This window comes from Cohaesibacter intestini, from assembly GCF_003324485.1.
Classification (GTDB): Bacteria; Pseudomonadota; Alphaproteobacteria; order Rhizobiales; family Cohaesibacteraceae; genus Cohaesibacter; species Cohaesibacter intestini.
This window is the reverse complement of record NZ_QODK01000001.1, coordinates 1,168,963-1,192,770: the sequence shown is the minus strand read 5'-3', so window position 1 is coordinate 1,192,770 and position 23,808 is coordinate 1,168,963. Positions and strand designations below refer to the sequence as shown.

General features: G+C 57.4%; 22 protein-coding genes. 12 read left to right on the top strand and 10 right to left on the bottom strand.

The features are described 5' to 3' along the window. Positions 1-71: 71 nt before the first annotated feature. Entirely contained in the window at positions 72-1,253 is a 1,182-nt protein-coding gene (locus DSD30_RS05135; protein ID WP_114008452.1) for an acetyl-CoA C-acetyltransferase, read from the bottom strand. A gap of 345 nt (positions 1,254-1,598) precedes the next feature. On the opposite strand from DSD30_RS05135, the gene phaR reads away from it, so the two are divergent. Further along, positions 1,599-2,174, top strand: a complete 576-nt coding sequence (gene phaR / locus DSD30_RS05130) for a polyhydroxyalkanoate synthesis repressor PhaR (RefSeq protein WP_114008451.1) — start codon at positions 1,599-1,601, stop codon at positions 2,172-2,174. Between the two features lie 92 nt (positions 2,175-2,266). On the opposite strand, the gene DSD30_RS05125 is transcribed toward phaR, so the two are convergent. After that, complete coding sequence (locus DSD30_RS05125) at positions 2,267-3,955, bottom strand: putative bifunctional diguanylate cyclase/phosphodiesterase (protein ID WP_198662819.1); 1,689 nt, start codon at positions 3,953-3,955, stop codon at positions 2,267-2,269. Positions 3,956-4,287: 332 nt separating this feature from the next. On the opposite strand from DSD30_RS05125, the gene DSD30_RS21470 reads away from it, so the two are divergent. After that, positions 4,288-4,635, top strand: coding sequence for a hypothetical protein (locus DSD30_RS21470; protein ID WP_138148031.1), 348 nt, complete (start codon positions 4,288-4,290; stop codon positions 4,633-4,635). Positions 4,636-4,644: 9 nt separating this feature from the next. Here the strand turns inward: DSD30_RS21470 and ggt are convergent, their stop codons facing one another. The 4 genes from ggt to DSD30_RS05100 all read right to left on the bottom strand — a co-directional run bounded on the left by ggt (position 4,645) and on the right by DSD30_RS05100 (position 8,358). Next, positions 4,645-6,231: a gamma-glutamyltransferase gene (gene ggt, locus DSD30_RS05115; RefSeq protein ID WP_114008448.1), complete on the bottom strand. Its 1,587-nt coding sequence runs from the start codon at positions 6,229-6,231 to the stop codon at positions 4,645-4,647. Between the two features lie 195 nt (positions 6,232-6,426). Beyond that, positions 6,427-6,846 (bottom strand): hypothetical protein, encoded by a 420-nt coding sequence (locus DSD30_RS05110; RefSeq protein ID WP_114008662.1) that lies wholly within the window; start codon positions 6,844-6,846, stop codon positions 6,427-6,429. 197 nt (positions 6,847-7,043) lie between these two features. Beyond that, a complete protein-coding gene (gene rpmF / locus DSD30_RS05105; RefSeq protein ID WP_114008447.1) occupies positions 7,044-7,223 on the bottom strand; it encodes a 50S ribosomal protein L32 in 180 nt (59 codons plus the stop codon). Positions 7,224-7,449: 226 nt separating this feature from the next. Beyond that, positions 7,450-8,358, bottom strand: coding sequence for a hydrogen peroxide-inducible genes activator (locus DSD30_RS05100; protein ID WP_114008446.1), 909 nt, complete (start codon positions 8,356-8,358; stop codon positions 7,450-7,452). A gap of 208 nt (positions 8,359-8,566) precedes the next feature. Here DSD30_RS05100 and DSD30_RS05095 point away from each other — a divergent pair, with 208 nt between their 5' ends. Together DSD30_RS05095 and ahpD are read left to right on the top strand one after the other, a co-directional pair. Then, entirely contained in the window at positions 8,567-9,115 is a 549-nt protein-coding gene (locus DSD30_RS05095; protein ID WP_114008445.1) for a peroxiredoxin, read from the top strand. A gap of 147 nt (positions 9,116-9,262) precedes the next feature. Continuing rightward, positions 9,263-9,781 carry an alkylhydroperoxidase, AhpD family gene (gene ahpD / locus DSD30_RS05090; protein ID WP_114008444.1) on the top strand — a complete coding sequence of 173 codons (519 nt, stop codon included), beginning with the start codon at positions 9,263-9,265 and terminating at the stop codon, positions 9,779-9,781. A 7-nt stretch (positions 9,782-9,788) separates the two neighbouring features. Here ahpD and DSD30_RS05085 read toward each other — a convergent pair whose 3' ends face one another. After that, the gene (locus tag DSD30_RS05085) at positions 9,789-10,220 is read right to left on the bottom strand and encodes a DUF2267 domain-containing protein (protein WP_114008443.1); all 432 of its coding nucleotides are present in this window, start codon (positions 10,218-10,220) and stop codon (positions 9,789-9,791) included. Between the two features lie 152 nt (positions 10,221-10,372). Here DSD30_RS05085 and DSD30_RS05080 point away from each other — a divergent pair, with 152 nt between their 5' ends. Continuing rightward, the gene (locus DSD30_RS05080; RefSeq protein WP_114008661.1) at positions 10,373-11,308 is read left to right on the top strand and encodes a polyprenyl synthetase family protein; all 936 of its coding nucleotides are present in this window, start codon (positions 10,373-10,375) and stop codon (positions 11,306-11,308) included. 10 nt (positions 11,309-11,318) lie between these two features. Here the strand turns inward: DSD30_RS05080 and ispG are convergent, their stop codons facing one another. Then, positions 11,319-12,557, bottom strand: coding sequence for a flavodoxin-dependent (E)-4-hydroxy-3-methylbut-2-enyl-diphosphate synthase (gene ispG / locus DSD30_RS05075; RefSeq protein WP_114008442.1), 1,239 nt, complete (start codon positions 12,555-12,557; stop codon positions 11,319-11,321). 217 nt (positions 12,558-12,774) lie between these two features. Then, entirely contained in the window at positions 12,775-13,278 is a 504-nt protein-coding gene (locus tag DSD30_RS05070) for a Fur family transcriptional regulator (RefSeq protein WP_114008441.1), read from the bottom strand. 248 nt (positions 13,279-13,526) lie between these two features. Here DSD30_RS05070 and DSD30_RS05065 point away from each other — a divergent pair, with 248 nt between their 5' ends. Continuing rightward, positions 13,527-14,339 (top strand): 3-hydroxybutyrate dehydrogenase, encoded by an 813-nt coding sequence (locus DSD30_RS05065; RefSeq protein WP_114008440.1) that lies wholly within the window; start codon positions 13,527-13,529, stop codon positions 14,337-14,339. A gap of 82 nt (positions 14,340-14,421) precedes the next feature. Here the strand turns inward: DSD30_RS05065 and DSD30_RS05060 are convergent, their stop codons facing one another. Beyond that, positions 14,422-14,889, bottom strand: coding sequence for an Rrf2 family transcriptional regulator (locus DSD30_RS05060; protein WP_114008439.1), 468 nt, complete (start codon positions 14,887-14,889; stop codon positions 14,422-14,424). 302 nt (positions 14,890-15,191) lie between these two features. On the opposite strand from DSD30_RS05060, the gene gcvA reads away from it, so the two are divergent. From gcvA to DSD30_RS05030, 6 genes are all read left to right on the top strand, one after another. Next, positions 15,192-16,118 (top strand): transcriptional regulator GcvA, encoded by a 927-nt coding sequence (gene gcvA / locus DSD30_RS05055; RefSeq protein ID WP_114008438.1) that lies wholly within the window; start codon positions 15,192-15,194, stop codon positions 16,116-16,118. Between the two features lie 423 nt (positions 16,119-16,541). Next, the gene (locus tag DSD30_RS05050) at positions 16,542-17,729 is read left to right on the top strand and encodes an acyl-CoA dehydrogenase (RefSeq protein ID WP_114008437.1); all 1,188 of its coding nucleotides are present in this window, start codon (positions 16,542-16,544) and stop codon (positions 17,727-17,729) included. A 74-nt stretch (positions 17,730-17,803) separates the two neighbouring features. Beyond that, on the top strand, positions 17,804-19,039 hold the full coding sequence (locus DSD30_RS05045; RefSeq protein WP_114008436.1) for a CaiB/BaiF CoA transferase family protein: 1,236 nt from the start codon (positions 17,804-17,806) through the stop codon (positions 19,037-19,039). Positions 19,040-19,076: 37 nt separating this feature from the next. Beyond that, a complete protein-coding gene (locus DSD30_RS05040) occupies positions 19,077-20,750 on the top strand; it encodes a thiamine pyrophosphate-binding protein (RefSeq protein WP_114008660.1) in 1,674 nt (557 codons plus the stop codon). Between the two features lie 191 nt (positions 20,751-20,941). Further along, positions 20,942-22,216 (top strand): acetylornithine deacetylase/succinyl-diaminopimelate desuccinylase family protein, encoded by a 1,275-nt coding sequence (locus tag DSD30_RS05035; RefSeq protein WP_114008435.1) that lies wholly within the window; start codon positions 20,942-20,944, stop codon positions 22,214-22,216. Positions 22,217-22,296: 80 nt separating this feature from the next. Beyond that, on the top strand, positions 22,297-23,784 hold the full coding sequence (locus tag DSD30_RS05030) for an ABC transporter substrate-binding protein (protein ID WP_114008434.1): 1,488 nt from the start codon (positions 22,297-22,299) through the stop codon (positions 23,782-23,784). Positions 23,785-23,808: the final 24 nt, after the last annotated feature.

Below are 23,808 nucleotides of genomic sequence, written 5' to 3'. Positions count from 1 at the left end.
TCGGCGCCCGCCGCCCCATGGTCACAATCTCCGGGCCTGTATCCCCTCGGCCCGAAGACGCTCAGTTTGCCTTATCGTTCGACGCACAGGGCAACGCCCATGCCACCACCGATACAAAGGGTCGCCAGACCCTTCTTGGCATCGCGACGCTTCATTTCATGCAGCAACGTGACCAGAACACGGCAACCAGAAGCACCGATCGGGTGACCGATGGCAATCGCACCGCCATTGACATTCACCTTCTCGACATCCCAGCCCATATCCTTATTGACCGCACAGGCCTGTGCCGCAAAGGCTTCGTTGGCTTCAATCAGGTCAAGGTCCGTTGCGCTCCAGCCAGCCTTTTCCAACGCCTTGGTGGAAGCCGGAATCGGCCCCGTACCCATAATGGCAGGATCAATACCAACAGAGGCCCATGCCTTGATGGTGGCAAGCGGCGTCAGACCACGCTTCTGGGCTTCCTCGGCGCTCATCAGAACAACAACGGCCGCGCCATCATTGATGCCCGACGCATTGCCCGCAGTGACCGAGCCATCCTTGGTAAAAGCCGGACGCAGTTTCTGCATGCCTTCAAGATTGGCCCCGTGACGGACATATTCATCATCCTCAACCACCCGCTCCTTGCGGCGCTCGATGACGGAGACCGGCACGATCTCATCCTTGAATTTGCCGGCTTTCTGGGCGGCCTCGGCCTTGTTCTGCGAGGCAACGGCAAAGGCGTCCTGTACATCACGGCTGATGTCCCACTGGTCGGCAACATTCTCGGCGGTCTGTCCCATATGATAATCATTGAAGGCACACCACAGGCCATCCTTGATCATCGTATCGGTGAATTTGGCATCCCCCATCTTGGTGCCCGCGCGCATATTGGCTGCATGCACCGACAGGGACATATTTTCCTGACCACCGGCCACAACGATCTTCGCATCTCCCATTGCGATCTGTTGCATGCCTAGCGCCACGGTCCGCAGGCCCGAACCACACACCTGATTGATCAACCAGGCGGGAGCCCGCTCGCCAACACCGGCCTTCAACGCCGCCTGACGGGCCGGATTCTGGCCCTGACCTGCGGTCAGAACCTGACCCAGAATCACCTCGTCAACATCCGCCGGGTCAATATCGGCCTGGGCAAGCGCCCCTTTGATTGCAATGGCGCCCAGCTCGGATGCCGGCATGGCGGCAAAGGAGCCAAGGAAAGACCCGACAGGGGTGCGCGCTGCCGCGACGATGACAATGTCAGTGCCTTGAGTCATAATAGTTTCCCTATTTGTTTGACAGAAAATCTCTCTGAAGCCCGCCGTTTGTGCTGCACTGCCGCAAACCTCCCTGACGAGCATACACCTTCAAACACAACGCCAAAAATCGGCTAGAATCCGGCATAATGTCAATTAAGCCATGGGCCTAGTCTGAAAGACCAATGGCCAAAGGCGCTGATTTCAATTTGTCCTATCTGCGGTCCGACTGCAAGCCTTTGCGCGGTTGCACAAAAGGCAAGCAACAGGACTTGGCAATGCAGCACGAAACCACTAAGCTACAAGCTCTTTTTGGAACCGGCATGGCGAGGAGAGCAGGTCGGTCGATAGGAAAAAGGCACCCACATGACAAAAAAGTCAGATCAGACCATCATCAAGAAATATGCCAACAGACGGCTCTATAATACGGGCACAAGCACCTATGTGACGTTGGAAGATCTCTCTGAGATGGTGAAAGCGGAGGAGGATTTTGTCGTATTCGATGCCAAAAGTGGCGACGACATCACCCGCTCGGTCCTGACCCAGATCATCTTCGAGCATGAAAATAAAGGCCAGAACTTGCTGCCCATCGCCTTCCTGCGCCAGCTGATCCGCTTCTATGGCGACAGCATGCAGACATTGGTGCCAAGCTATCTGGAATTTTCCATGCAGAATCTCACCAACGATCAGGACAATCTGCGCAAGCAGCTTGCCGATTCCTTCGGAGGGTCCCCCTTCGAAGCCATGGAAGAGCAAGTCCGCCGCAATTCCGAAATGTTCGAAAATGCCATGAAGATGTTCATGCCTTTCGGACCGGCAGCCGCGGCCGCGCAACCCAAGGCCCAAGAGGAAAAGAAATCAAGCGAGCTTGATGTCCTGAAGGACCAGATCGCAGACATGCAGAAGAAGATTTCCGAACTCGCGGACAAGAAAGACGATTGATCGCGATCGCCTTGAGGCAAAAAGACAAAACCCTCACAGACAGAGCGTCTGGAGGGTTTTGTTATATCCAGGCTTGTGATCGGCCTACCCGATCACCCCAGCGCTTTGCTGCCAGGATTTGAAGTCCAGGGAATGTCCTGACTCGCCTTGCCAAAATGATAGCCCTGAAAATAGCCAACGCCCATTTCGGACAGGATATCGGCAATCTCCTGATTCTCGACCCACTCAGCCACGACATCGATATTCAGCTCACCGGCCAGTTCAGAAAACATGCGTACGAAGGCGCGGTTCTGGCGATTGGTGACGATATCCTGAACAAAGCTGCCATCGATCTTGACCAGATCAACATCAAGCGCCTGCAGATTGCGGAATGAGGTATAACCCGCCCCGAAATCGTCAATCGCAACCTTGGCCCCCAGATCGTGCAATTTGTGAACGAACTGCACCGCCACATCCATGTTGCGGATCGCTGCGGTTTCGGTGATTTCCACCACCAGCCGTCGGGCAACATCCGGGTTGGCTCCGATACGGGCCTGCAAATAGGTGGTCCAGTCCTTGTCCATGCCCACGTCCGGTGACACATTGATGCTGAGCCGCGCTTCCGGATAGGTGAACAAGACATCCAGTGTCATTTCCAGAATGCGGTGATCGAGCATCGCCGCCAGTCCGAGCCGCTCGGTATATTGCACAAAAGTCGCTGCCGGGATGGGCTCACCATCACTGTCATTCACCCGCATCAGCACTTCATGATAGATCGTCTCGCCGGTCTTTGATGAGACAATCGGCTGGAAGGCCAGTGCGATGCGGCGCTCATTGAGGGCGGAAATCACTTCATCCGCCATACGGATCATCTTTTCACGCTTGTCCAACGCAAAGGGCACCGAATGGAAGGAGCGGAACGAGCCGCGATTGTGCCGCTTGGCCCGGTCGAGCGCATCAAGGGCGCAGATTTCGGCGGTGCGCAAATCCGGCACCGTGTCATTCAGATGCACGCCCCCCATGGTCAGGGTCACATGCACGGGTCCGGCATCCGTCTGGATCAGATCGTCACGCGCCGCTTCAAGGAACCGCTCGGCGGTTGCCGCCATTTCCTGTTCGGAACAATTGTTGATCAGCAGGCCGAACTTGGTGCCCGAAATGCGCCCCACCATATCCCCGTCACGCAGGCGCAAGGACACCCGCTTGGCCACTTCGCGGATCACCTGATCGGCAATGTCAAAGCCATAGGCTTCATTGACCACCCGGAAATTGTCGATATGGGCAACCAGATAACAGGCCGTCGTCCCGGTCTTCTCCCGCCGCTTGAGGGTCTGGACCAACTGGTCACAAAAATAGGTGCGGTTGAACAAGCCCGTCAGTTCGTCAAATTGGGACAGGAAGCGTTGCCGATGTTCGCGATTCTGCCGTTCATCGACAATCCGCATCAATCCATGAATGCGTTCCGCCCGCCCGTCAGCCCCCGCAAACCAGCGTCCGCTCTCTTCCAGCCAGAGACGCTTTTGCGATTGCAGCCCCTCGGGCGCAAAACAATAGATGCATTCGAACGGCACTCCATTCCCGTCATCAGCCTGACCGGATCCGAAAATCGCACGATAGCGGGTCGCCAGCGTGTCAGGCGTCACACAATCGGCAAAGGACTGACCGGTCGTCAGGCGCGCAGCAAGGTCCATATCGAACACGTCGACCACGTTGCTGCTCCAGCGCAAATGATCCCCATTTGCCTGCCAGTCATAGACGACTTCTCCGATCGATGTGAGGATATCCCGCGCTTTCACTGCCATCTTCTTATTCTGGAATGGTTGTTTCGGTATGCCTGGTCGTGCTCTTTGCTGCCCTCGATCCGGCCCTTCATGATCATGACCGGGCCCCAACCCGCCATCAGACCATATCGGACCGCATGCGCCCCAACAGGCACTCAAAGCCACATTCATGTCTGATTAGACGGACTTAAGGTTAATTTTTCCCAAATTACCGACCTTTCCACACGGCCCGATTAACCAAACTCTTAACAAAGTCTTAACGACTGGCCCGCTTCTTGCTCCGCTCTGCCTGAAAAGACGAAACAACGTCTTGATTGTCCCAAATTGGAACAATCAACGGGAAGGCAGAGAAAATGACCGGCTTGATCATTGCACCAGCGTCTCATAATCCGACGAGTCACAATCCTTATGGAACGCCCTTGCTGACGGACGCCCGTCAGGAGCCTTTGCCACGCCCGCATCCGCAGGCCGATGACACCCGGCAGGCACACCCCACACCACCCCATGCGACACCCCCAATGGGCACCTATGCCCATATTCAGGCACAAATTCTTGGCAGCAATGGTCTGGGAACCAACGGCCAGCGCAGTTTTCGTCGCCCCACCGCCAGTTCCCCGCGTGAGGCTGCCAGAGCCTATGGGCAGGCGCGCCGCCGGCCACAAACCGTCTCGGATATGCCGCGCCTGCAAAATGTTGTTTAAGATCCCGAACTAGATCCCGATTGCCATCCCGTCCTTGCGACAGTCTGAACCGCCCCAGTAAAAGCCGGTTTCCGAATCGCGGGCAATGATCTGACCGCCACCATGAGGCTTGTCAGCCCAGACCATTTTGTGGCCCTTGGCCTCCAGAGCGCTGAAGACATCGCCAGCCAGCGGCGTTTCAGCGACAATCTCTCCGGTCTCGTTCCAGAATAGCCGCGGCGCATCCAGCGCCTCCTGCGGATCCATGCCGTAATCAACCATATTGGCGATGACCTGTGCATGGCCCTGCGCCTGATAGGCCCCACCCATCACCCCGAAGGACAGCCATGTCTTGCCATCTTTGCGGGCCATTGCCGGAATGATAGTATGCAGCGGCCGCTTGCCGCCATCGATGCAATTGGGATGCGCCGGATCGACCACGAAGCAGGCGCCCCGATTCTGCAGCATCACACCACTGTCCATGGTACAGACCCGCGCACCAAAGCCGCGATAGACGGAATTGATGAAAGACACCATGCGACCATCCCGGTCAGCAACCGTCAAATAGACTGTATCAGATTGAGACGGCACAAGACTGGGCAAGCTGTCGTTGCGCCGATCTGGCGAAATGGATGCTGCCAATTGCTGGGCATAGGCGTCCGAGATCAGCGTTTCAACCGCAACCCGCATATGGTCTGGATCCGTGATATGAGCATCGCGCATCGCATAGGCCAGACGCCCTGCCTCCAATTGCAGGTGATGCCGCTCCGCACCATGCGGCGCAAGAGACCCCAGATCAAACTGCTCAAGGATCTTCAACAGGGTCAGTGCCGTGATGCCCTGTCCATTGGGCGGCAATTCAACAACCTCCACCCCGCGATAGCTGGCAGACACCGGCACCAGAGGATCGCAACTGATCCCGGCCATGTCTTCCTCGGTCAGGAGACCGCCATACTGCTGAACCAGAGCCGCAATCTCGGCGGCAATCGCCCCGCAATAAAAGGCATCGCTGCCCCCTTCAGCCACCGCCCGCAAGGTCTTGGCAAGCGCAGGCACCGTGTGTCGCTCTCCGGCCTGCGGTGCACGGCCAGCCACCAAATAGTGCTTTGTTGCACCGGGATCGCGCTTCAACCCCTCGACCAGATCCTGCCAATCCCACGCCACGCGCGAAGTAACAGCAAAGCCCCCTTCGGCATAATCGATCGCAGGCTGAAGGGCCGCATCAAGCCCCAGTTTGCCATGATCCTGCACCAGCCGATCCCAGCATTTGAGCGATCCGGGCACGGTCACCGCGTGAATACTGCTCTCGGAAATCTCAGTGATGCCCTGCTCAACGAACCAATCGGTCTTGGCGGCAGCTGCAGCCCGGCCAGAGCCGTTGTAACCATGCACCGACCCGTCCGGCTCGCTGATGATGGCAAAGCAATCCCCGCCAATGCCGGTCATGTGTGGCTCCACCACACTGAGCACCGCACCTGCGGCAACCGCCGCATCCACCGCGTTGCCACCCTTGAGCAGCACCGACAAGGCAACCTGACTGGCAACCGGGTGCGACGTGGCGCACATTCCCGCTTCCCCATATACCGGCGAGCGTCCTGGCAGCTGGAAATCCCGCATGATCAAACCTCCTCCTCTGGCCAAGCTGTTTGATGCTCGGCTCATTCCCTGACCATTCTCTGGCCATTGTCTGGATAAACAAAGAGGGATCAGGACGATCCCTTAGCAAGACCATCGCCGAAATCACAACCGGACGCAATGTCTTTTGCAGCAACTGGGGAAGAGCCCCATCGGGCAGCGGGGCGCAGAACAGAGCTAGAGCATGCCGCCCGGCCCAATGGCCACATCGCGCGTCGCGCCGCGAATGGTGATCGAATAGCCAGCAATCACGTCGATCAGAGAAATGCACATCAGGATGAAAAAGACGCTCGTCGCCGTCTGCGGCACCAGCAGAAACTCGATCAAATAGGCAACAAACAGCAAGGTCGACAGAATGTGATCAACAATCGAGCTGACCCCGGTGCGCGTCGCCTTCAGGATCTCGACAAACAGCAGGATCAGGGCCGCGACGATCATCACGTCCCCCAGCGTCAATGTCCAGCGCGCGTCAGACACCATCTCGATGGTGAAGATTGGCGCACTCCAGGGATCCCCAATTGCATTCCCCATCAGGCCGAATGCAAAGGCGTTATAGACAAGCAAAGGGGCAATCAACAGCGGAATATTGAAGATCATTGAAAGACACTCCGTGCCGGAAAGAAGAATGAATATCGCAAGGCGGTCGCCGATGGCGCTTCGCAAGCGATAAGGATTCGCCTGCCATGGAACCAGCCTGTCAGCGCCACGCCATTCAGACATAAAGGAAAAATGGGCATAAAAAAAGGCCGGACAAGTCCGACCTTTTTAAACTTCAATCGTCAAGAAGCAAAGACTTAGTCTTTGGCTTCCATAATCTGACGACCACGATACATGCCGGTCTTCAGGTCGATATGATGAGGACGGCGCAGTTCGCCAGAATCCTTGTCTTCGACATAGACCGACTGCTTGAGTGCGTCCGCAGAGCGGCGGAAGCCACGCTTCATGCGGGTCACTTTTTTCTTTGGCACAGCCATGGTCAAAACTCCGTCGTCAATAGTCCACTATGCGGGGCGAGCCCCGTTGCGGAACCTACTCTGTTGTAAGAGATTGCGGGCCTTATACAGAACCCGAGCGCGCTTGACCAGAGCAATCTTGCAAAAATGATCGCTTTTTCTGGATTCTCTCGCCAAACATCACGTCTTTGCACCACTCTTTACCTTGCCCGGTTGAAAATTCAAGCCCTTTTATGGGATTCCCCCTTCAAACAAAGGCCGTGAGATGGTTTGCCAACAACCGGATATTGCTCTCCATCGCCGAGCGCGGCCGCCAGACCATGACGATCTCGCGCTCGGCGGTCGGCTCCTTGAAGTCTCGCACCACGATATCCAGCCCATCGACCAGCCCGGCCCGCAAGGCAAGCCCCGGCAACAAGGTCCCCCCCAGTCCGTTGGCCACCATCTGGACAATGGTCATCAGGCTGGTTGCCTCGATCTCCTCATCTGCAACCTGCCCCGGTGTCGGGTCGCCTCGTTTCAGGCTGGCCAGCACGTGATCGCGAATACAATGACCGTCTTCCAACAGAATGAGCGGCTCACGCCGCAAATCAAGCGCTTCGATCTTTTGGTGTTTGACCAGAGGATGGCGCAGGGGCAATGCCACATGAAAGCGATCCAGCCCCAGCGACTGGCTGGCAAAGCCCTCGATTCTGTAAGGCAAGGCAATCACGGCCGCATCCAGCCGACCCGCCTTCACGTCATCAAGCACATGGCGGGTCAGCTTTTCCCGCAAATAAAGTTTCAGATCAGGAAAGGACCGACGCAGTCCCGGCAAGGCCTTGGGCAGCAGAAACGGGCCGATGGAGGGAATGACACCCAGCCGTAGCCGCCCGCTGAGTGGTTTTTCCTGCCGCTGCGCCATCGCCACGAGTTCGTCCGTATCCCGCAGCAGGGTTTTCGCCCGCCCCAGAATCTCGTTGCCCAGCACGGTCAGGCGAAACTGGTCACTTTCCCGATCAACGAGCGTCACCTGTAAAATATCTTCAAGCTGGCGTATCCCCGAACTGAGCGTCGATTGAGACACATGACAGACTTCCGCCGCCCCCCGAAATGATTCCTTCTCGGCCAGTGTGCAAAGATACTGCAATTGTCGCAAAGTGGGGCGAATGGGCATCAGGGGTCTCCATCAAACCGGGATAACACAACAAGGATCGAAAAAATCGGACGCTTCTGGCGAGATTGGATTATATGATCGATTTTATCGATCAGCAAATTCGAAATTTGAGATTTGATCTATCGCGTCAAATATGGTTGAAAGGGTCAACAGAATTTGAACGATTCTAAAAAGACAATCCTCCCCTCCCACCCCTTGGAGACATGCAATGCTTGGTATTGGCGATAAACTTCCTGAATTTTCCATCACTGGCGTAAAGCCGGGCTTCAACGAAATCGTCGAGAATGGCGAAGAAGCATTTGAAGCCCTCACCGAGAAAAGCTTCGAAGGCAAATGGAAGGTTATCTTCTTCTATCCAAAAGACTTCACCTTCGTCTGCCCAACCGAAATCGCTGAATTTGCACGTCTGAACGAAGAATTCGAAGACCGCGATGCTGTGGTTCTTGGCGGTTCCACCGACAACGAATTCTGCAAACTGGCTTGGCGTCGGGATCATCCGGATCTCAACAAACTGCCAATCTGGATGTTTGCTGACACCAACGGCTCCCTCGTGGATGGCCTCGGCGTGCGCCACCCGGACGGCGTTGCCTACCGTTACACCTATGTGGTGGACGCGGAAAACACCATCCAGCATGTCTATGCAACCAACCTCAATGTTGGCCGCAATCCAAAAGACACCCTGCGCGTTCTCGATGCATTGCAGACCGATGAACTCTGCCCTTGCAACCGCGAAGTCGGTGGTGCGACCCTCGGCTAAGCCGACCCGATCAAGCCGGATGGGCCACGCGCCCATCCGCATTCTGGGCCGATAGGCTCTCCTCCTCCCAAGATAGTTTCACCATTGCCCAGCGACTGAAAAAGGCGCGGGAATGGCCCTCTACACCCTGATGATAGGAAATGCACCATGACCATCGACGCGTTGAAATCGCAGATGCCAGACTTTGCCAAGGATGTGAAGCTGAACCTGTCGAACATTGCCAGTGACGAAAGCCTCACCGATCAGCAGAAATATGGCCTGATGGTTGCCTGCGCCATTGCCACCCGCAGCCAAGTTGTCCGCGAAGCCTTCCTTGCCGAAGCCGCCGACAAACTGTCCGCTGAAGCCCTGACCGCCGCCAAGGGTGCTGCCACCCTGATGGGCATGAACAACATCTATTACCGCTTTGTCCATTTGGCATCCAACAAGGATTACGGCTCCATGCCTGCCAAACTACGGATGAATTTCATCGCCCGCCCCGGCGTTGACAAGGTTGATTTCGAGCTTTGGAGCCTTGCTGTGTCCGCCATAAATGGCTGTGGCATGTGCATCGATTCCCACGAAAGCATCCTGCGCGACAATGGCCTGACCACCGAGCAGATCCAGACCGCCATCCGCTTTGCGGCCATCATCCAGTCCGCTGCCATTGCCCTTGAGGCTCTTTGACAAAAGCTCAGGACACAAACGTGGCAGACCAATAGTCCACCGCCCCGTCTGGCAGCTGCCCCAGCAGCTGATCGAGAGCTGCTTCATCCATGTGGCGTCGCAATGTTGCGACGACCACCCTGATCGCATCATCTGGTGCAAAATTGTGATGCTGCCTTAACCCCTTGACCTCCCGCGTCCAGTCCTCCCGACATCCAAAGACTTCCTGTCCCTCGTGCTCATCCCAACCGGCAACAAAGATTGCACGCGCCACCGGTGGCAACAGTCCGGCAAAGCGCAAAATTTCTGCGGCAGACAATCGCCGCCTGAAAACCACAAGCACAGCCTCAAGCACAGTATAGGTCTGGTTACGAGTTGTGAGATCAAGATCGTCTTTCAGCGCGAGAAGTGTTGTTTCATAGACTTCACTTGCATGGGCGATCTCCAACGGCATCGGCATGGCGTGGCTCCTGTTATGCTTCGCAAAACATCGAAGGGTGATTGTTGGAAAGCGGTGTTCGGCCCCGTTTTAGCTTGACGGCCCGAGAAAAAAAAGGCATCGCCTCTCCAAACCCTCACGCAACAGCACAACCCGAACCAGCAGCAAAGATGATGACTGACAGCGTTTCAACATCCGCCCCTGCAAACGATGTCTTCAGGGCACGCCTAAAACAGAGCGCCGAAGCGATCGAGGAGGCTCTGTGCACCTACCTTCCCGAGCAACCCGCGCCAAATGACGCTTCAGCACCCGCCTCGCTCATCGCTGCCATGCGCCACGGCGCACTGAATGGCGGCAAACGCATCCGCCCCTTCCTGATGATCGAGACCGCCCGCATGCTGGGCTGTGATGCGCCCGGCACTCTGCATGCGGCCTGTGCTCTGGAGTGCGTCCATTGCTACAGCCTCATCCATGACGACCTGCCAGCGATGGATGATGACGATCTGAGGCGCGGCAAACCAACGGTGCATGTGGCCTATGGTGAGGCAATGGCAATCCTTGCCGGCGATGGTCTGCTGACACTGGCATTTGACATTCTGGCAAGAGACGACGTCCATCCAGACCCAGCGGTACGGGCCGAGCTGGTGCTCGGCCTTGCCAGAAATGCTGGGATCAGCGGCATGGTCGGGGGACAAGTGCTTGATATCGAGGCTGAACATCGCACGCGTACCGAAGAGGAAATCCTGAATCTGCAAGCCATGAAGACCGGTGCTCTGCTGCGCTATGCGTGCGAAGCCGGGGCCATGCTGGCCAAAGCAACCAAAGAAGATCGCGCTGTGGTCACGCGCTTTGGCACCATCATTGGTCTGGCCTTCCAGCTTGCGGACGATCTGCTCGATGTGACAGCCACCTCGGAACAGCTGGGCAAAACAGCTGGCAAGGATCTGACCTCCGAGAAAGCCACGCTCGTCAGTCTCTATGGCATCGATGCGACGCGGCAAAAGCTCTTCGCCCTGATTGAGGAAGCCGAGAAGCTGCTTGCCCCTTATGGAAAACGGGCCGAGACGCTGATCGCCACGGCCCGCTTCATTGCGGAACGGAAAAAATAGTCGGCCCCAATCAGGAAGCGTTCGCACCAAAGCGCTGTTCAATATAATCGCGGACCATCTGGTGGAATTCCGCAGCGATATTGTCGCCCCGCAGGGTGGCACGCTTTTCCCCGTCAATGAAGACCGGTGCGGCAGGTGCCTCTCCGGTGCCCGGCAGGGAAATGCCGATATCCGCATGCTTTGATTCGCCCGGTCCATTGACCACACAGCCCATCACCGCAACATTCAGCGCCTCGACACCGGGATATTGCTCACGCCAGACCGGCATGTTGGTGCGGATGTCGTTCTGGATATCCTGCGCCAGTTCCTGAAATACAGTCGAGGTGGTCCGGCCACAGCCCGGACAAGCGGCAACAATCGGAATGAAGGAGCGGAAGCCCATGCTCTGGAGCAGTTCCTGCGCCACCTGAACCTCACGGGTGCGATCGCCCCCCGGCTCTGGTGTCAGTGACACGCGGATCGTGTCGCCGATGCCCTGTTGCAGCACCATGCCCATTGAGGCAGCAGAGGCAACAATGCCCTTGGTGCCCATGCCCGCCTCGGTCAGGCCCAGATGCAAGGCATAATCGGAACGCAGCGCCAACGCTGTATTGACGGCAATCAGATCCTGCACCTGAGACACCTTGGCTGACAGGATGATCTGATGCGGCGACATGCCCAGCTCTTCAGCCCGCGCCGCCGACAGCAAGGCAGACTGGATGATGGTTTCATGCATCACGGCTTGCGCTGGCTGCGGATTGGCACTGGCGGAATTTTCATCCATCAGTCTGGTCAACAATTCCTGATCGAGCGAGCCCCAATTGACCCCGATCCGTACCGCTTTCTGATAGCGGTTGGCGGTCTCGATCATCATCGAAAATTGCTGATCGCGCCGTGCCTTGAAGCCCACATTGCCCGGATTGATCCGGTATTTGTCGAGCACTTCGGCGCAGGCAGGATGATCCGCCAGCAGCTTGTGGCCGATATAGTGGAAGTCCCCAACCAACGGCACATCGATACCGAGTCGCAACAGCCGTTCTTTGATCTTTGGGACGGCCGCCGCTGACTCGTCCCGGTCCACCGTGATGCGCACCAGTTCCGACCCGGCCTTGTGCAGGGCGGCGACCTGCGCCACCGTGCTGTCCACATCCGCGGTGTCCGTGTTGGTCATCGATTGGACGACAATCGGGGCGCCACCACCAACGGTCACGGAGCCCACCTTCACCGCCTTGGTGATGCGGCGTTCAAGGGGAGCGGTTAGAAAGGCCATAGATCCTCACTTTCCCGGGAGATCCGGATCGACCCGCCCAAGCGAGCCTCTATGTCCCGATCCGTTCAGCCAACGGTCGGTGAGCAGGGGAAAATTTTCAAGCAGGCCTTATATGGCAAATCACACAGGCCGGTGCAAGGAGCCCGCCCGCTTCTTTGCATGTCCTCCGCTCCCATTAAGGGCAGAGAACAAAAGAAGCAAAAGCAGAGTTCGAGTCTCAGTCTTCGGCCCCGACAAAACCACGGCAATCGGAACAGATGCCCCGGATTTCCAGCACCGGCGCATTGGGAGTAAAGTGGGCTGTTGCCGCAATTGTATCGATCAGACCGCTCAGGCTTTCCGACTGGAATTCCGCAGCCCGACCACAATCATCACACAAAAGGAAGATGATCACGTCCCGGTGCCCTTCAATGCAATGGGTACAGGCGACATAAGCATTGCGGCTTTCGATCCGATGAATGATGCCATGCTCCATCAGGAACTCGAGCGCCCGATAGATCGAGATCGGGGCAAGCATTGTCTCGCTCTTCTCCTTGCGCACCCGATTGAGGCGATCAAGAATGTCATAGGCGCTGGCAGGCACATGACTGGAACAGAGCACTTCCAGCACGGCCTTGCGCTGATCGGTCAGTCTCAGGCCCCGCTCTTTGCAGAGTTTTTCCGCAGCCCCCAGCATCTGGCTGACACAATGACTGTGGTCATGGTCTTCCAGTTCGATCATTGCCACACTCCTTCTTCCCGCCCGCTGATGATAATCCAGCCCCTCATGATGATGCACTGCACTTTCGAACTATGCACAACCATAGACCCTTGCCAAGCCTTGCGAGGCAATTAAGCTGCCCGGCAAAGGACCATGCCACCATAACTGGAGATCAAAGCCCGGCATATCAACTTTATGGCAGATCAGAAAAGATGGCATACGGTCACCCTGCCCAGACAGATGGACCGGAGCTGCAAGAGGAGAGAGAGATGACAACCAACACCAAGCCGCATCAAGGCGCGCATCAGGGACAGACCGCCTTCATCACCGGATCGACCAGTGGCATCGGACTTGGCGTTGCCCGGGCCTTTGCCAGCCAGGGAGCCAATGTGGTGATCAATGGCCTTGGCGATGCCAACGAGATCGAGCAGGCCCGCCTATCGATTGAACAGGACTTTGGCGTGCGCGCCATCTACAGCGCGGCAAACATGCTTGACCCGGAAGCCATCAAGCACAGCATTCAAGTGACCGAAGACGAGTTCGGCATGATTGACATTCTGGTCAATAATGCAGGCATCCAGCATGTCTCACCGATCGAAAAGTTCCCGATCAACCAGTGGGATGCCATCATCGCTATCAATCTCAGCTCCAACTTCCACACCATCCGTGCCGCCCTGCCGAAGATGAAACAGAAGGGCAAAGGCCGGATCATCAATATCTCGTCGGCCCATTCGCTCGTCGCCTCCCCCTACAAATCGGCCTATGTCGCTGCCAAGCACGGTGTTGCGGGACTTACCAAAACCGTCGCGCTGGAAGTGGCCGAACAAGGCATCACGGTCAATGCCATTGCACCGGGCTATGTCTGGACCCCGCTGGTAGAGCGCCAGATCCCCGACACGATGAAAGCCCGCAACATGACCGAAGAAGAAGTGAAGCGCGACGTGTTGCTATTGGCCCAGCCAACCAAGGAATTTGTCACCATCGAGCAGGTGGCCGATCTGGCGCTGTATCTTGCCAGTGATTCGGCGGCCTCCATCACCGGCACCACCATTTCGATGGATGGCGGCTGGACCGCAAAATAAGCCAGTCACCCACTGATAATCAAAAAGGCCGGTTGGTGACATCCCAACCGGCCTTTCCATACCTCAAATTGTCCCGTGCAACTCAGTTGGCCGCAGCTGTGGCCACAGGCTTTGGCTCGGCAATATCGAGCAGATTGCGCATGTCGCCTTCTTTCTGGGTCAGATCAGCCAAAGTGTATTTGTCGAGTGCTTTCAGGAAGGATTCCAGCGCATCATTGAGCGCATGGTTGAAGTCGCACATCGAAAGAAGCGGGCAATCATAGCTGCCTTCATCGAAACAGTCGGCGAGATGGAAATTCTCTTCCGCCGCCCGGATGATCTGGCCTAGGGTGATATCAGCCGGGTCTTTCGCCAGCTTCAGGCCACCATTGCGGCCCCGATGTGTGGTGATGAACCCGTTCGACACCAGAATTGGCAGGATCTTGAACAGATGATATTCCGAGATGTCATAGACCCGGGCAATTTCGCTCACCTTGGCAAACTCGCCTTTCTTGGCGGCGCAATACATCAGAATACGGACAGAGTAATTGGCCTGTTGGGTCAGTCTCATGATCGGGTCACCTAATGCTCTCGGTTTGGATCTCTTGATACGCGCCCTTCGGGTTTGCAGATCTGGTCATGCATGCCCACTGTCTTGGTCAATCCGTCAGACATGACGTCACTGACGCGACATGGAAGCGCTCCGCGCCCTGTGATTGTTGGCGCAGACCTAATATGGGGCAGTTTGCATCATTTTTCCATAGCTTAGAATAGAAACAGAGACGCAGCATTTGCCCACTGGGATAACTTCGCCTAATTTTCGTGGTCTGATATTCTCTTTTTCACCCCAGATGGCCAACCGCGAGTGTGACCATGTTCAATTACCTGCCGTCCCTCTCTGCCCTGCGTGCCTTTGAGGCCGCTGCGCGCCATCTCAGCTTCACCAAGGCGGCCAATGAACTGGGCGTCACCCAAAGCGCCATTTCGCGCCAAATGCGGGCGATGGAAGAGTTGCTCGGGCTTCGCCTGTTCGAGCGCACCGGTGCGGGGCTGGTCTTGACCGAAGCTGGCGCCGTTTATGCCGACAAGATCCGCTCCAAGCTACAGGACATCGAGACGGCGACCCTTGAACTGCTCGCCTATCGCGGTCAGGGGGGAGAGCTGACCATTGCCTGTCTGCCAACGCTGGGCGCGCGCTGGCTGGTGCCGCGCCTGAACAAATTCACCACCGCACACCCGGAAATTCTCATCCATATCGTCACCAAGATCGCGCCGTTCGAATTCAGTGATCAGCATATCGACGCCGCCTTTCACTTTGGCGACGCCACGTGGGCGGGCGCACTGACCGATGCTCTGATGCCGGAATTCATCATACCGCTTGGGCATCCGGATCTGCTCAAGGAAAAAGAAGCCTTGGGCCTCACCGCCCTTCTGCACAAATATCCCCTGCTGCAAGCCTCATCGCGCCCCACCATCTGGCCCCACTGGTTCAGCCAGTCTGGCCTCACCCATGCCAATCCCCATGTCGGCCCACGCTTCGAGCATTTTCATATGGTGATCCGCGCCGCAGCGGCCAAAATGGGCATTGCCATCCTGCCGCGCCTGTTGGTCGAGGAAGAGCTGGCATCGGGCGAACTGGTGGCACTGGATGAGACGGCGGTGCAATCGAACGGCAACTACTATTTTGCCTATCCCCAAACCAAACGGGCCAACCCGAATCTGCAAACCTTCCGCACGTGGGTCATGCGTGAGGCACTGACCACCAAGAAGCAGATGCTGAAGGCCTATGAAGGCAAGTGAAGGCAAGTGAAAGCGCGTCCTTCCGACGCAGGGGATAACCATCCTTCATGCAAAAGCCCGTTTTTGCCGCAAATTTTCCACGAAGTCATGAGCAAAGCTCATGTGCTTTTGAATATTCATCGCTTCTCGGATAGGCATGGCCCCACTAGGATAACCCCCAAAGAGAACCGGACAGACACCTGCACCCCGCCCTTGGATGTGAACAATCGCCACGAAGAAGCAAGATTGCCACCCAAGGCCCAAGCGATGGTCGCCAGATCCGTCTGTCCGCGATAAGCTCTGCACAAGGCGATGCCCTACGGACCACCCCCTGATGGGATGCTCCCACCAATGAGACATCGTGCGATATTTTAGGAAACACAGTCTTTCTCCTTGCCGGTTTTTGGCGGAGCAAAAAGGCTGCCAGTCAAGGAGCCGGCTCATATGTGTGCCAAACCGCAATTCACCTGGGATGATCCCTTCCATTTCCGCGACCAGCTGGACGAAGACGAGCGGATGATCACCGATGCCGCCCGCGCCTTCTGTGACGACAAGCTGATGCCGCGCATTCTGGAAGCCAACCGCAACGAGACCTTCGACATCGACATCATGCGCGAGTTGGGCGAAGTCGGGTTCCTCGGCCCAACCATTGCCGAAGAATATGGCGGGGCTGGCGTCAGCCATGTCGCCTATGGCCTGATTGCCCGCGAGATCGAACGGGTTGATTCGGGCTATCGCTCCGCCATGTCGGTGCAGTCTTCTCTCGTCATGCATCCGATTGACGCCTATGGCACCGAAGAGCAGAAGAAGAAGTATCTGCCCAAGCTCGCCACCGGCGAACTGATCGGCTGCTTTGGCCTGACCGAACCCAACCACGGCTCCGACCCGGCGTCGATGATCACCCGCGCCACCAAGGTCGATGGCGGCTATCGCCTGACCGGTGCCAAAATGTGGATCACCAACAGCCCGATCGCCGACATTGCCATCGTCTGGGCCAAGTCCGACGCCCATGACGGCAAGATCAAAGGCTTCATCGTCGAAGCCAGCACCGAAGGCTATTCCGCGCCAAAGATCGAAGGCAAAATGAGCTTGCGTGGCTCTATCACCGGCGAGATCGTCCTCGACAATGCCTTTGTGCCAGACGAGAATCTGCTGCCCAAGGTGCAAGGGCTTGCCGGTCCGTTCGGCTGCCTCAACAAGGCACGCTATGGCATCGCATGGGGCGTGATTGGCGCAGCAGAATTCTGCTGGCATGCCTCGCGCCAATATACCCTTGACCGCACCCAGTTTGGCCGCCCATTGGCCCAGACCCAGCTTGTCCAGCTGAAACTGGCCGACATGCAGACCGAAATCACCCTTGGCCTGCAAGCCGCTCTGCGCGTTGGTCGCCTGATGGATGAAGGCAATTGCCCGGTCGAGAATGTCTCGCTGATCAAGCGCAACAACTGCGGCAAGGCCTTGCATATTGCCCGGCTCGCCCGTGACATGCATGGCGGCAACGGCATTTCCGACGAATTCCACGTGATCCGCCACATGGTCAATCTGGAAACCGTCAACACCTATGAAGGCACCCACGATATCCATGCGCTGATTCTGGGCCGTGCCCAGACCGGCCTGCAGGCATTCTTCTGAGCCATAGAGCGAGTCAGGCACAAGACCTGACCTGAAGAAATAGTCTGCTTTGGACGGTGAGGAGGAGTTCGTCCATGACAGGAGCCCTGTCGCATATTCGTTTGCTCGATCTGTCCCGCATTCTGGCTGGCCCTTGGGCCAGTCAGATCCTCGGGGATCTCGGTGCCGATATCATCAAAATTGAACGCCCCGGCAAGGGCGACGACACCAGAGGCTGGGGCCCGCCCTTTCTGCCCGACGCCATGGGGGACGCGAGCCATGACGCCGCCTATTTCGCCTGTTGCAATCGCAACAAGCGCTCGCTGGCCCTCGACATTACCAGCCCCGAAGGCCAGCAAATCATCCGCGATCTGGTTAAGACCAGCGATGTGCTGATCGAGAATTACAAGGTCGGCGGCCTTGCCAAATATGGCCTTGATTATGAAAGTCTGAAAGCCATCAAGCCCGATCTGGTCTATTGCTCGGTCACCGGTTTTGGCCAGACCGGGCCGGACGCCCATCGCGCCGGGTATGATTTCATGATCCAGGCCATGGGCGGTCTGATGAGCGTCACCGGACAACCGCAGGGCACCCCCGGCGGCGGCCCGGTCAAGGTTGGCGTTGCACTGGCTGATGTGATGACCGGCCTTTATGCCACCATCTCGGTTCTGGCTGCGCTCAATCACCGTGCGGTCAGCGGCGAAGGCCAGCATATCGACCTCGCTCTGCTTGATGTGCAGGTGGCAACACTCGCCAATCAGGCCACCAATTATCTCATCACCGGCAAGGCCCCGACCCAGATGGGCAATGCCCATCCAAACCTGATGCCTTATCAGTCCTTCCCGGCGAGCGACGGCCATTTCATCCTCGCGGTTGGCAATGACAGCCAGTTTGCCCGCTTCTGCGAGCTGACCGGCCTTGCTGGCTTGGCCGAGGATGAGCGCTTTCTCACCAACCGCGCCCGGGTGGAAAATCGCGATATTCTGACCGCCAAAATCTCGGCCATCACGGTGGATCGCACCATCGACGATTGGCTCGCTCTGTTTGGCCGCGAAGGCATCCCCTGTGGCCCGATCAACACGCTCGACCGGGTCTTTGCCGAGCCGCAGGTCCAGCATCGCGGCATGCAGGTTGAGCTTCAACGCCCTGACGGCGCCCGCCTGCCCGGTGTCGGCAACCCGATCAAACTGAGCAAAACCCCGGTGCGCTATGACATCGCCCCGCCTTTTCTGGGCGAACATAGCCGCGATGTGCTGACCCGCGATCTGGGGCTTAATGAGAGAGAAATTGAAGATCTGATCGCCCGTCAGATCGTCGAAACTAACGAATAACCCAATCAGGATCGACCGATCCTTGAGGATGAAAGCCATGAGCAACCGCAAAATCACAGGCGCCACCCTTCTTGTCGACAGCCTTGTCGCCCAAGGTGCCTCCACCATCTATGGCGTGCCGGGCGAAAGTTATCTGGCGGTGCTGGACGCACTGCATGACGCGCCAACGCTGCATTTCGTCAATGCCCGCCAGGAAGGCGGCGCAGCGATGATGGCCGAAGCCCATGGCAAACTGACCGGCGAGGTCGGCCTCTGCATGGTCACCCGTGGCCCCGGTGCGACCAATGCCAGCGCTGGCGTCCACGTCGCCTTTCAAGATTCGACCCCGATGATCCTGTTCATCGGTCAGGTCGCCAGCGACCAGATCGAGCGCGAGGCCTTTCAGGAAATCGATTATCGCCGCATGTTCGGCCAGATGGCCAAATGGGTCGCCCAGATCGACGACCCCGCCCGCATGCCCGAATTCATCGCCCGTGCCTATCGCACCGCCCTTTCGGGTCGCCCCGGCCCGGTGGTGCTGGCCCTGCCCGAAGACATGCTGACCACAGAAGTGCCAGCCCCCAAAGCCCTGCCGCCAAAGGTCAAACCCGCCGACAGCGCTCCGTCGCCCGACGCTATGGCCGAGCTGAAAGCCCTGCTCAAAGCCTCCGAACGCCCCTTCATGATCATTGGCGGCGGTGGCTGGTCGGCTGAGGCCAAACAGGCGGTGGCCGACTTCGCCGAAGCCAACGCCATTCCCGTTGGGGTCTCATTCCGCTGTCAGGATTATTTCCCCAACACGCACCCCAATTATGCGGGCCATGTGGGCATCGGCATTGATCCGGCCCTGGCTGCACGCATCAAACAGAGCGATCTGTTGCTGGTGCTTGGGGCGCGTCTGGGAGAAATGACCACCTCTGGCTATACCCTGATCGACATCCCGGTGCCAAAGCAGACCCTCATTCACATCCATGCGGACCCGGAAGAACCCGGCCGCGTCTTCAGCCCCACCCTGTCGATTGCCGCCCGCCATGCCACCGCCGCCAAAATGCTCAGCCAGCTTGGCACCGTGCGCAACATCATGGATATCGATTGGGTAAGAGCGGCGCATCAGGGCTTTGAGGCCTTCCACGCCATTCCGGCCCGCAAGAGCCCCGGCGACATGCAAATGGCCGAGGTGATGAAGCATATCGACGCCAACACCCCAGAGGGAACCATCTTCACCAATGGTGCAGGCAATTATGCCATATGGGCCCATCGCTTCCTCACCTATCGCGGCTGGCGTACCCAGCTGGCCCCGACCTCCGGCTCAATGGGCTATGGTCTGCCCGCTGCCGTCGCCGCCGCCATTCACGACAAGAACCGACCGGTCATATGCTTTGCCGGCGACGGCTGTTTCCAGATGACCTGTCAGGAATTTGCCACCGCCGCGCAAGAAGGCGCGCCGATCAAGGTGATTGTCGTCAACAATGGTATCTATGGCACCATCCGCATGCATCAGGAGCGCGAATATCCCGCCCGCCTGTCCGGCACCAGCCTCACCAACCCGGACTTCGCTGCCATGGCCCGCGCCATGGGCGGACTGGCAGAAACCGTCACCAGAACCGAAGATTTTGCCAATGCCTTTGCCCGCATCATGGCTCATGACGGCCCGGCCCTGATCGAAATCATCACCGACCCGCAGGCCCTGACCCCGGTCAAGACACTCGATGAGTTCCGCAACGGACAATGACAATTCAACCACATTTCAGTTCAAAATAACTGAAATGTGGTTCTTTTTCGTCCTTGATATCCGCAGCTTCCCCTAAAGAGCAACCGCAAAATTTGCACGCCCTCTCGACAGATCACGTTTTTTTACGCATTCTGTTGCCTCAAGCCCAAAAGGGCCTTTCATAAGGGCCACATCTTTCGAAAGGGACAGGGGTGCAACAGCTGATCGACTGCATCGAGGCCAAGCGTGATGACCTTGTTGCATTGACCCAGGATCTCATTCGCTTCCCGACGATCAACCCGCCGGGCGAAGCCTATGAGCCATGCGCTCGTTTCATCGGCGACCGTTTGGCAGCCAAGGGCTTTGCTGTGGACTATGTCCGCGCCACCGGCTCCCCCGGTGACAGCGAACGCTATCCGCGCCTGAATGTCGTTGCCCGCTTCAACGGCCAAAAGCCCGGCCCCTGCATCCATTTCAATTCCCATATCGACGTGGTCGAGGTCGGCAAAGGCTGGACCAAGCCGCCCTTTGACGGCGTGGTTGAGGATGGCAAGGTCTATGGCCGGGGCGCTTGCGACATGAAAGGCGGTCTCGCCGCCTCGATCATCGCGGCGGAAAGCTATATCGAGACCTATCCCGACTTTGCTGGCTCGATCGAGATTTCCGGCACCTGCGACGAGGAATCCGGCGGCTTTGGCGGCGTCGCCTATTTGGCCGAACAGGGCTATTTCAACAAGGATCGGGTTGATCATGTCATCATCCCCGAACCATTGAACAAGAACCGCATTTGCCTTGGCCATCGCGGTGTCTGGTGGGCGGAAATCGAAACCCACGGCCACATTGCCCATGGCTCGATGCCCTTCCTTGGCGATTGCGCGGTCCGCCATATGGGTGCCGTGCTCGAAAGCTTTGAAGACAGCCTCTTCCCGGCACTCGCCACCAAACGCACCGACATGCCAGTCGTACCCGAAGGCGCCCGCCAATCAACCATGAATATCAACTCGATCCATGGCGGCCAAACCCGTCAGACAGAGGGCCTGCCTTCCCCTTGTGTGCCGGATTCCTGCCGCATCGTGATTGATCGTCGCTTCCTGATCGAGGAAGATATCGACGTGGTGAAAAGCGAAATCACCGATCTGCTCGAGCAATTGAAACAAAGCCGCAAGCTTTTTTCCTATCAATTGACCGACCTGTTCGAGGTCCAGCCAACCATGACCGACAAGGACCAGCCGGTGGTCCGCGCGGTGCATGAGGCAATGGAAGAGGTGCTCGGCACCGCCCCGGACTATGTCATTTCGCCGGGAACCTATGACCAGAAACACATCGACCGCATCGGCAAATTGAAGGATTGCATCGCCTATGGCCCTGGCATTCTCGACCTTGCCCATCAGCCCGACGAATGGGTCGGAATTGAGGATATGGTCGATTCGGCCAAGATCATGGCGCTTGCCATTGATACGCTTTTACGCAATACACAACCAAGTTAACCACCCCTTTGAACAAGGGATATGGGGCGTCAAACCCTGTCGTTTGGCGCGGCATTGACCACCAGGTTGGGAGAACCTTCATGATCAAATCAGCCCTGAAATGGACTGCAGCGATTTCCGTGGCGTCCGCTCTGCTCGCCTCCAGCGCCTTGGCCGCCCGCACGGATCTGACCGTCGGCGTCCGCTTGGAGCCACCGCATCTGGATCCCACCGCTGGCGCGGCAGCCGCCATTGACGAAGTGGTCTATGCCAACATTTTCGAAGGCCTGACCCGGATTGACGAAAGTGGCGCAGTAAAACCGGCGCTCGCCGAAAGCTGGACCATTTCCGAAGATGGCAAGAGCTATATCTTCAAGCTGCATGATGGCGTCAAATTCCATGACGGCACCGACTTCAATGCCGATGATGTGGTCTTCACGCTGGATCGCGCCCGCGGCGAAACCTCAGTCAATGCCCAGAAAGCCCTGTTCGAGCCAATCGAGAGCGTCACCGCCCTTGACCCGCTGACCGTCGAAGTCAAACTGAAGCGCCCGACCGGCAGCATGCTGTTCAATCTCGGCTGGGGTGACGCCATCATGGTGGCGCCCGAAAGCGCCGAGACCAACAAGACCAACCCGGTCGGCACCGGCCCGTTCAAGCTTGGCAAATGGGTCAAGGGGGATTCCATTGCCCTGACCAAAAACCCTGATTATTGGGGCGAAGCCGCCAAGCTCGACAAGGCGACCTTCAAGATCATCGCCGATTCTGCTGCCGCCCTCTCGGCCTTGATGGCTGGCGACGTTGATGCCTTCCCGATTTTTGCCGCCCCGGAAATGCTGCCGCAATTTGAAGCCGATCCGCGTTTCAAGGTGGTCATTGGCACCACCGAAGGCGAAACCGTCCTGTCGACCAACAATGCGCAAAAGCCATTTGACGATGTCCGGGTCCGCAAGGCGATGGCCCATGCCATCAACCGAAAGGCCCTGATCGAAGGCGCCATGTTCGGCTATGGCACGCTGATCGGCTCTCACTTCGCGCCGCACAATCCGGCCTATGTTGATTTGTCCGGCGTCTATGACTTTGATCTCGCCAAGGCCAAAGCTCTTTTGAAGGAAGCCGGGCTGGAAAATGGCTTCAAGGCCCGCCTGCATCTGCCACCGACCGATTATGCCCGCCGTTCCGGCCTGATCATTGCCTCTGACCTCAAAAAGGTCGGCATTGATCTTGAAATCATCAATGTCGAGTGGGGCCAGTGGCTGAAACAGGTCTTCAAGGGCAAGGATTATGACCTGACCATCGTCTCCCATACAGAGCCAATGGATATCGGCATCTATGCCCGCGATGACTATTATTTCCAATATAAGAATGCCGACTTCAACGCCACCATCGAAGAGCTGAATGCCACCTCGGATGAAGCCAAGCGCACCGAGCTTCTGCACAAGGCGCAGAAAAAGCTCAATGACGATGCCGTCAACGGCTTTCTGTTCCAGCTGGCCAAAACCGGTGTCTGGAATGCCAAGCTCAAGGGTCTGTGGGCCAACGCGCCGGTTCAGGCCAACGATCTGACCAAGGTCGAGTGGATGGACTAACGCAAAGAGACAAGCTACAAGAGA

What these genes read in the sequence shown, in the direction of transcription:
- DSD30_RS05135 (WP_114008452.1), bottom strand. Translation starts at nt 1,253, where the DNA reads ATGACTCAAGGCACTGACATTGTCATCGTCGCGGCAGCGCGCACCCCT.
- phaR (WP_114008451.1), top strand. Translation starts at nt 1,599, where the DNA reads ATGACAAAAAAGTCAGATCAGACCATCATCAAGAAATATGCCAACAGA.
- DSD30_RS05125 (WP_198662819.1), bottom strand. Translation starts at nt 3,955, where the DNA reads ATGGCAGTGAAAGCGCGGGATATCCTCACATCGATCGGAGAAGTCGTC.
- DSD30_RS21470 (WP_138148031.1), top strand. Translation starts at nt 4,288, where the DNA reads ATGACCGGCTTGATCATTGCACCAGCGTCTCATAATCCGACGAGTCAC.
- ggt (WP_114008448.1), bottom strand. Translation starts at nt 6,231, where the DNA reads ATGCGGGATTTCCAGCTGCCAGGACGCTCGCCGGTATATGGGGAAGCG.
- DSD30_RS05110 (WP_114008662.1), bottom strand. Translation starts at nt 6,846, where the DNA reads ATGATCTTCAATATTCCGCTGTTGATTGCCCCTTTGCTTGTCTATAAC.
- rpmF (WP_114008447.1), bottom strand. Translation starts at nt 7,223, where the DNA reads ATGGCTGTGCCAAAGAAAAAAGTGACCCGCATGAAGCGTGGCTTCCGC.
- DSD30_RS05100 (WP_114008446.1), bottom strand. Translation starts at nt 8,358, where the DNA reads ATGCCCATTCGCCCCACTTTGCGACAATTGCAGTATCTTTGCACACTG.
- DSD30_RS05095 (WP_114008445.1), top strand. Translation starts at nt 8,567, where the DNA reads ATGCTTGGTATTGGCGATAAACTTCCTGAATTTTCCATCACTGGCGTA.
- ahpD (WP_114008444.1), top strand. Translation starts at nt 9,263, where the DNA reads ATGACCATCGACGCGTTGAAATCGCAGATGCCAGACTTTGCCAAGGAT.
- DSD30_RS05085 (WP_114008443.1), bottom strand. Translation starts at nt 10,220, where the DNA reads ATGCCGATGCCGTTGGAGATCGCCCATGCAAGTGAAGTCTATGAAACA.
- DSD30_RS05080 (WP_114008661.1), top strand. Translation starts at nt 10,373, where the DNA reads ATGACTGACAGCGTTTCAACATCCGCCCCTGCAAACGATGTCTTCAGG.
- ispG (WP_114008442.1), bottom strand. Translation starts at nt 12,557, where the DNA reads ATGGCCTTTCTAACCGCTCCCCTTGAACGCCGCATCACCAAGGCGGTG.
- DSD30_RS05070 (WP_114008441.1), bottom strand. Translation starts at nt 13,278, where the DNA reads ATGATCGAACTGGAAGACCATGACCACAGTCATTGTGTCAGCCAGATG.
- DSD30_RS05065 (WP_114008440.1), top strand. Translation starts at nt 13,527, where the DNA reads ATGACAACCAACACCAAGCCGCATCAAGGCGCGCATCAGGGACAGACC.
- DSD30_RS05060 (WP_114008439.1), bottom strand. Translation starts at nt 14,889, where the DNA reads ATGAGACTGACCCAACAGGCCAATTACTCTGTCCGTATTCTGATGTAT.
- gcvA (WP_114008438.1), top strand. Translation starts at nt 15,192, where the DNA reads ATGTTCAATTACCTGCCGTCCCTCTCTGCCCTGCGTGCCTTTGAGGCC.
- DSD30_RS05050 (WP_114008437.1), top strand. Translation starts at nt 16,542, where the DNA reads ATGTGTGCCAAACCGCAATTCACCTGGGATGATCCCTTCCATTTCCGC.
- DSD30_RS05045 (WP_114008436.1), top strand. Translation starts at nt 17,804, where the DNA reads ATGACAGGAGCCCTGTCGCATATTCGTTTGCTCGATCTGTCCCGCATT.
- DSD30_RS05040 (WP_114008660.1), top strand. Translation starts at nt 19,077, where the DNA reads ATGAGCAACCGCAAAATCACAGGCGCCACCCTTCTTGTCGACAGCCTT.
- DSD30_RS05030 (WP_114008434.1), top strand. Translation starts at nt 22,297, where the DNA reads ATGATCAAATCAGCCCTGAAATGGACTGCAGCGATTTCCGTGGCGTCC.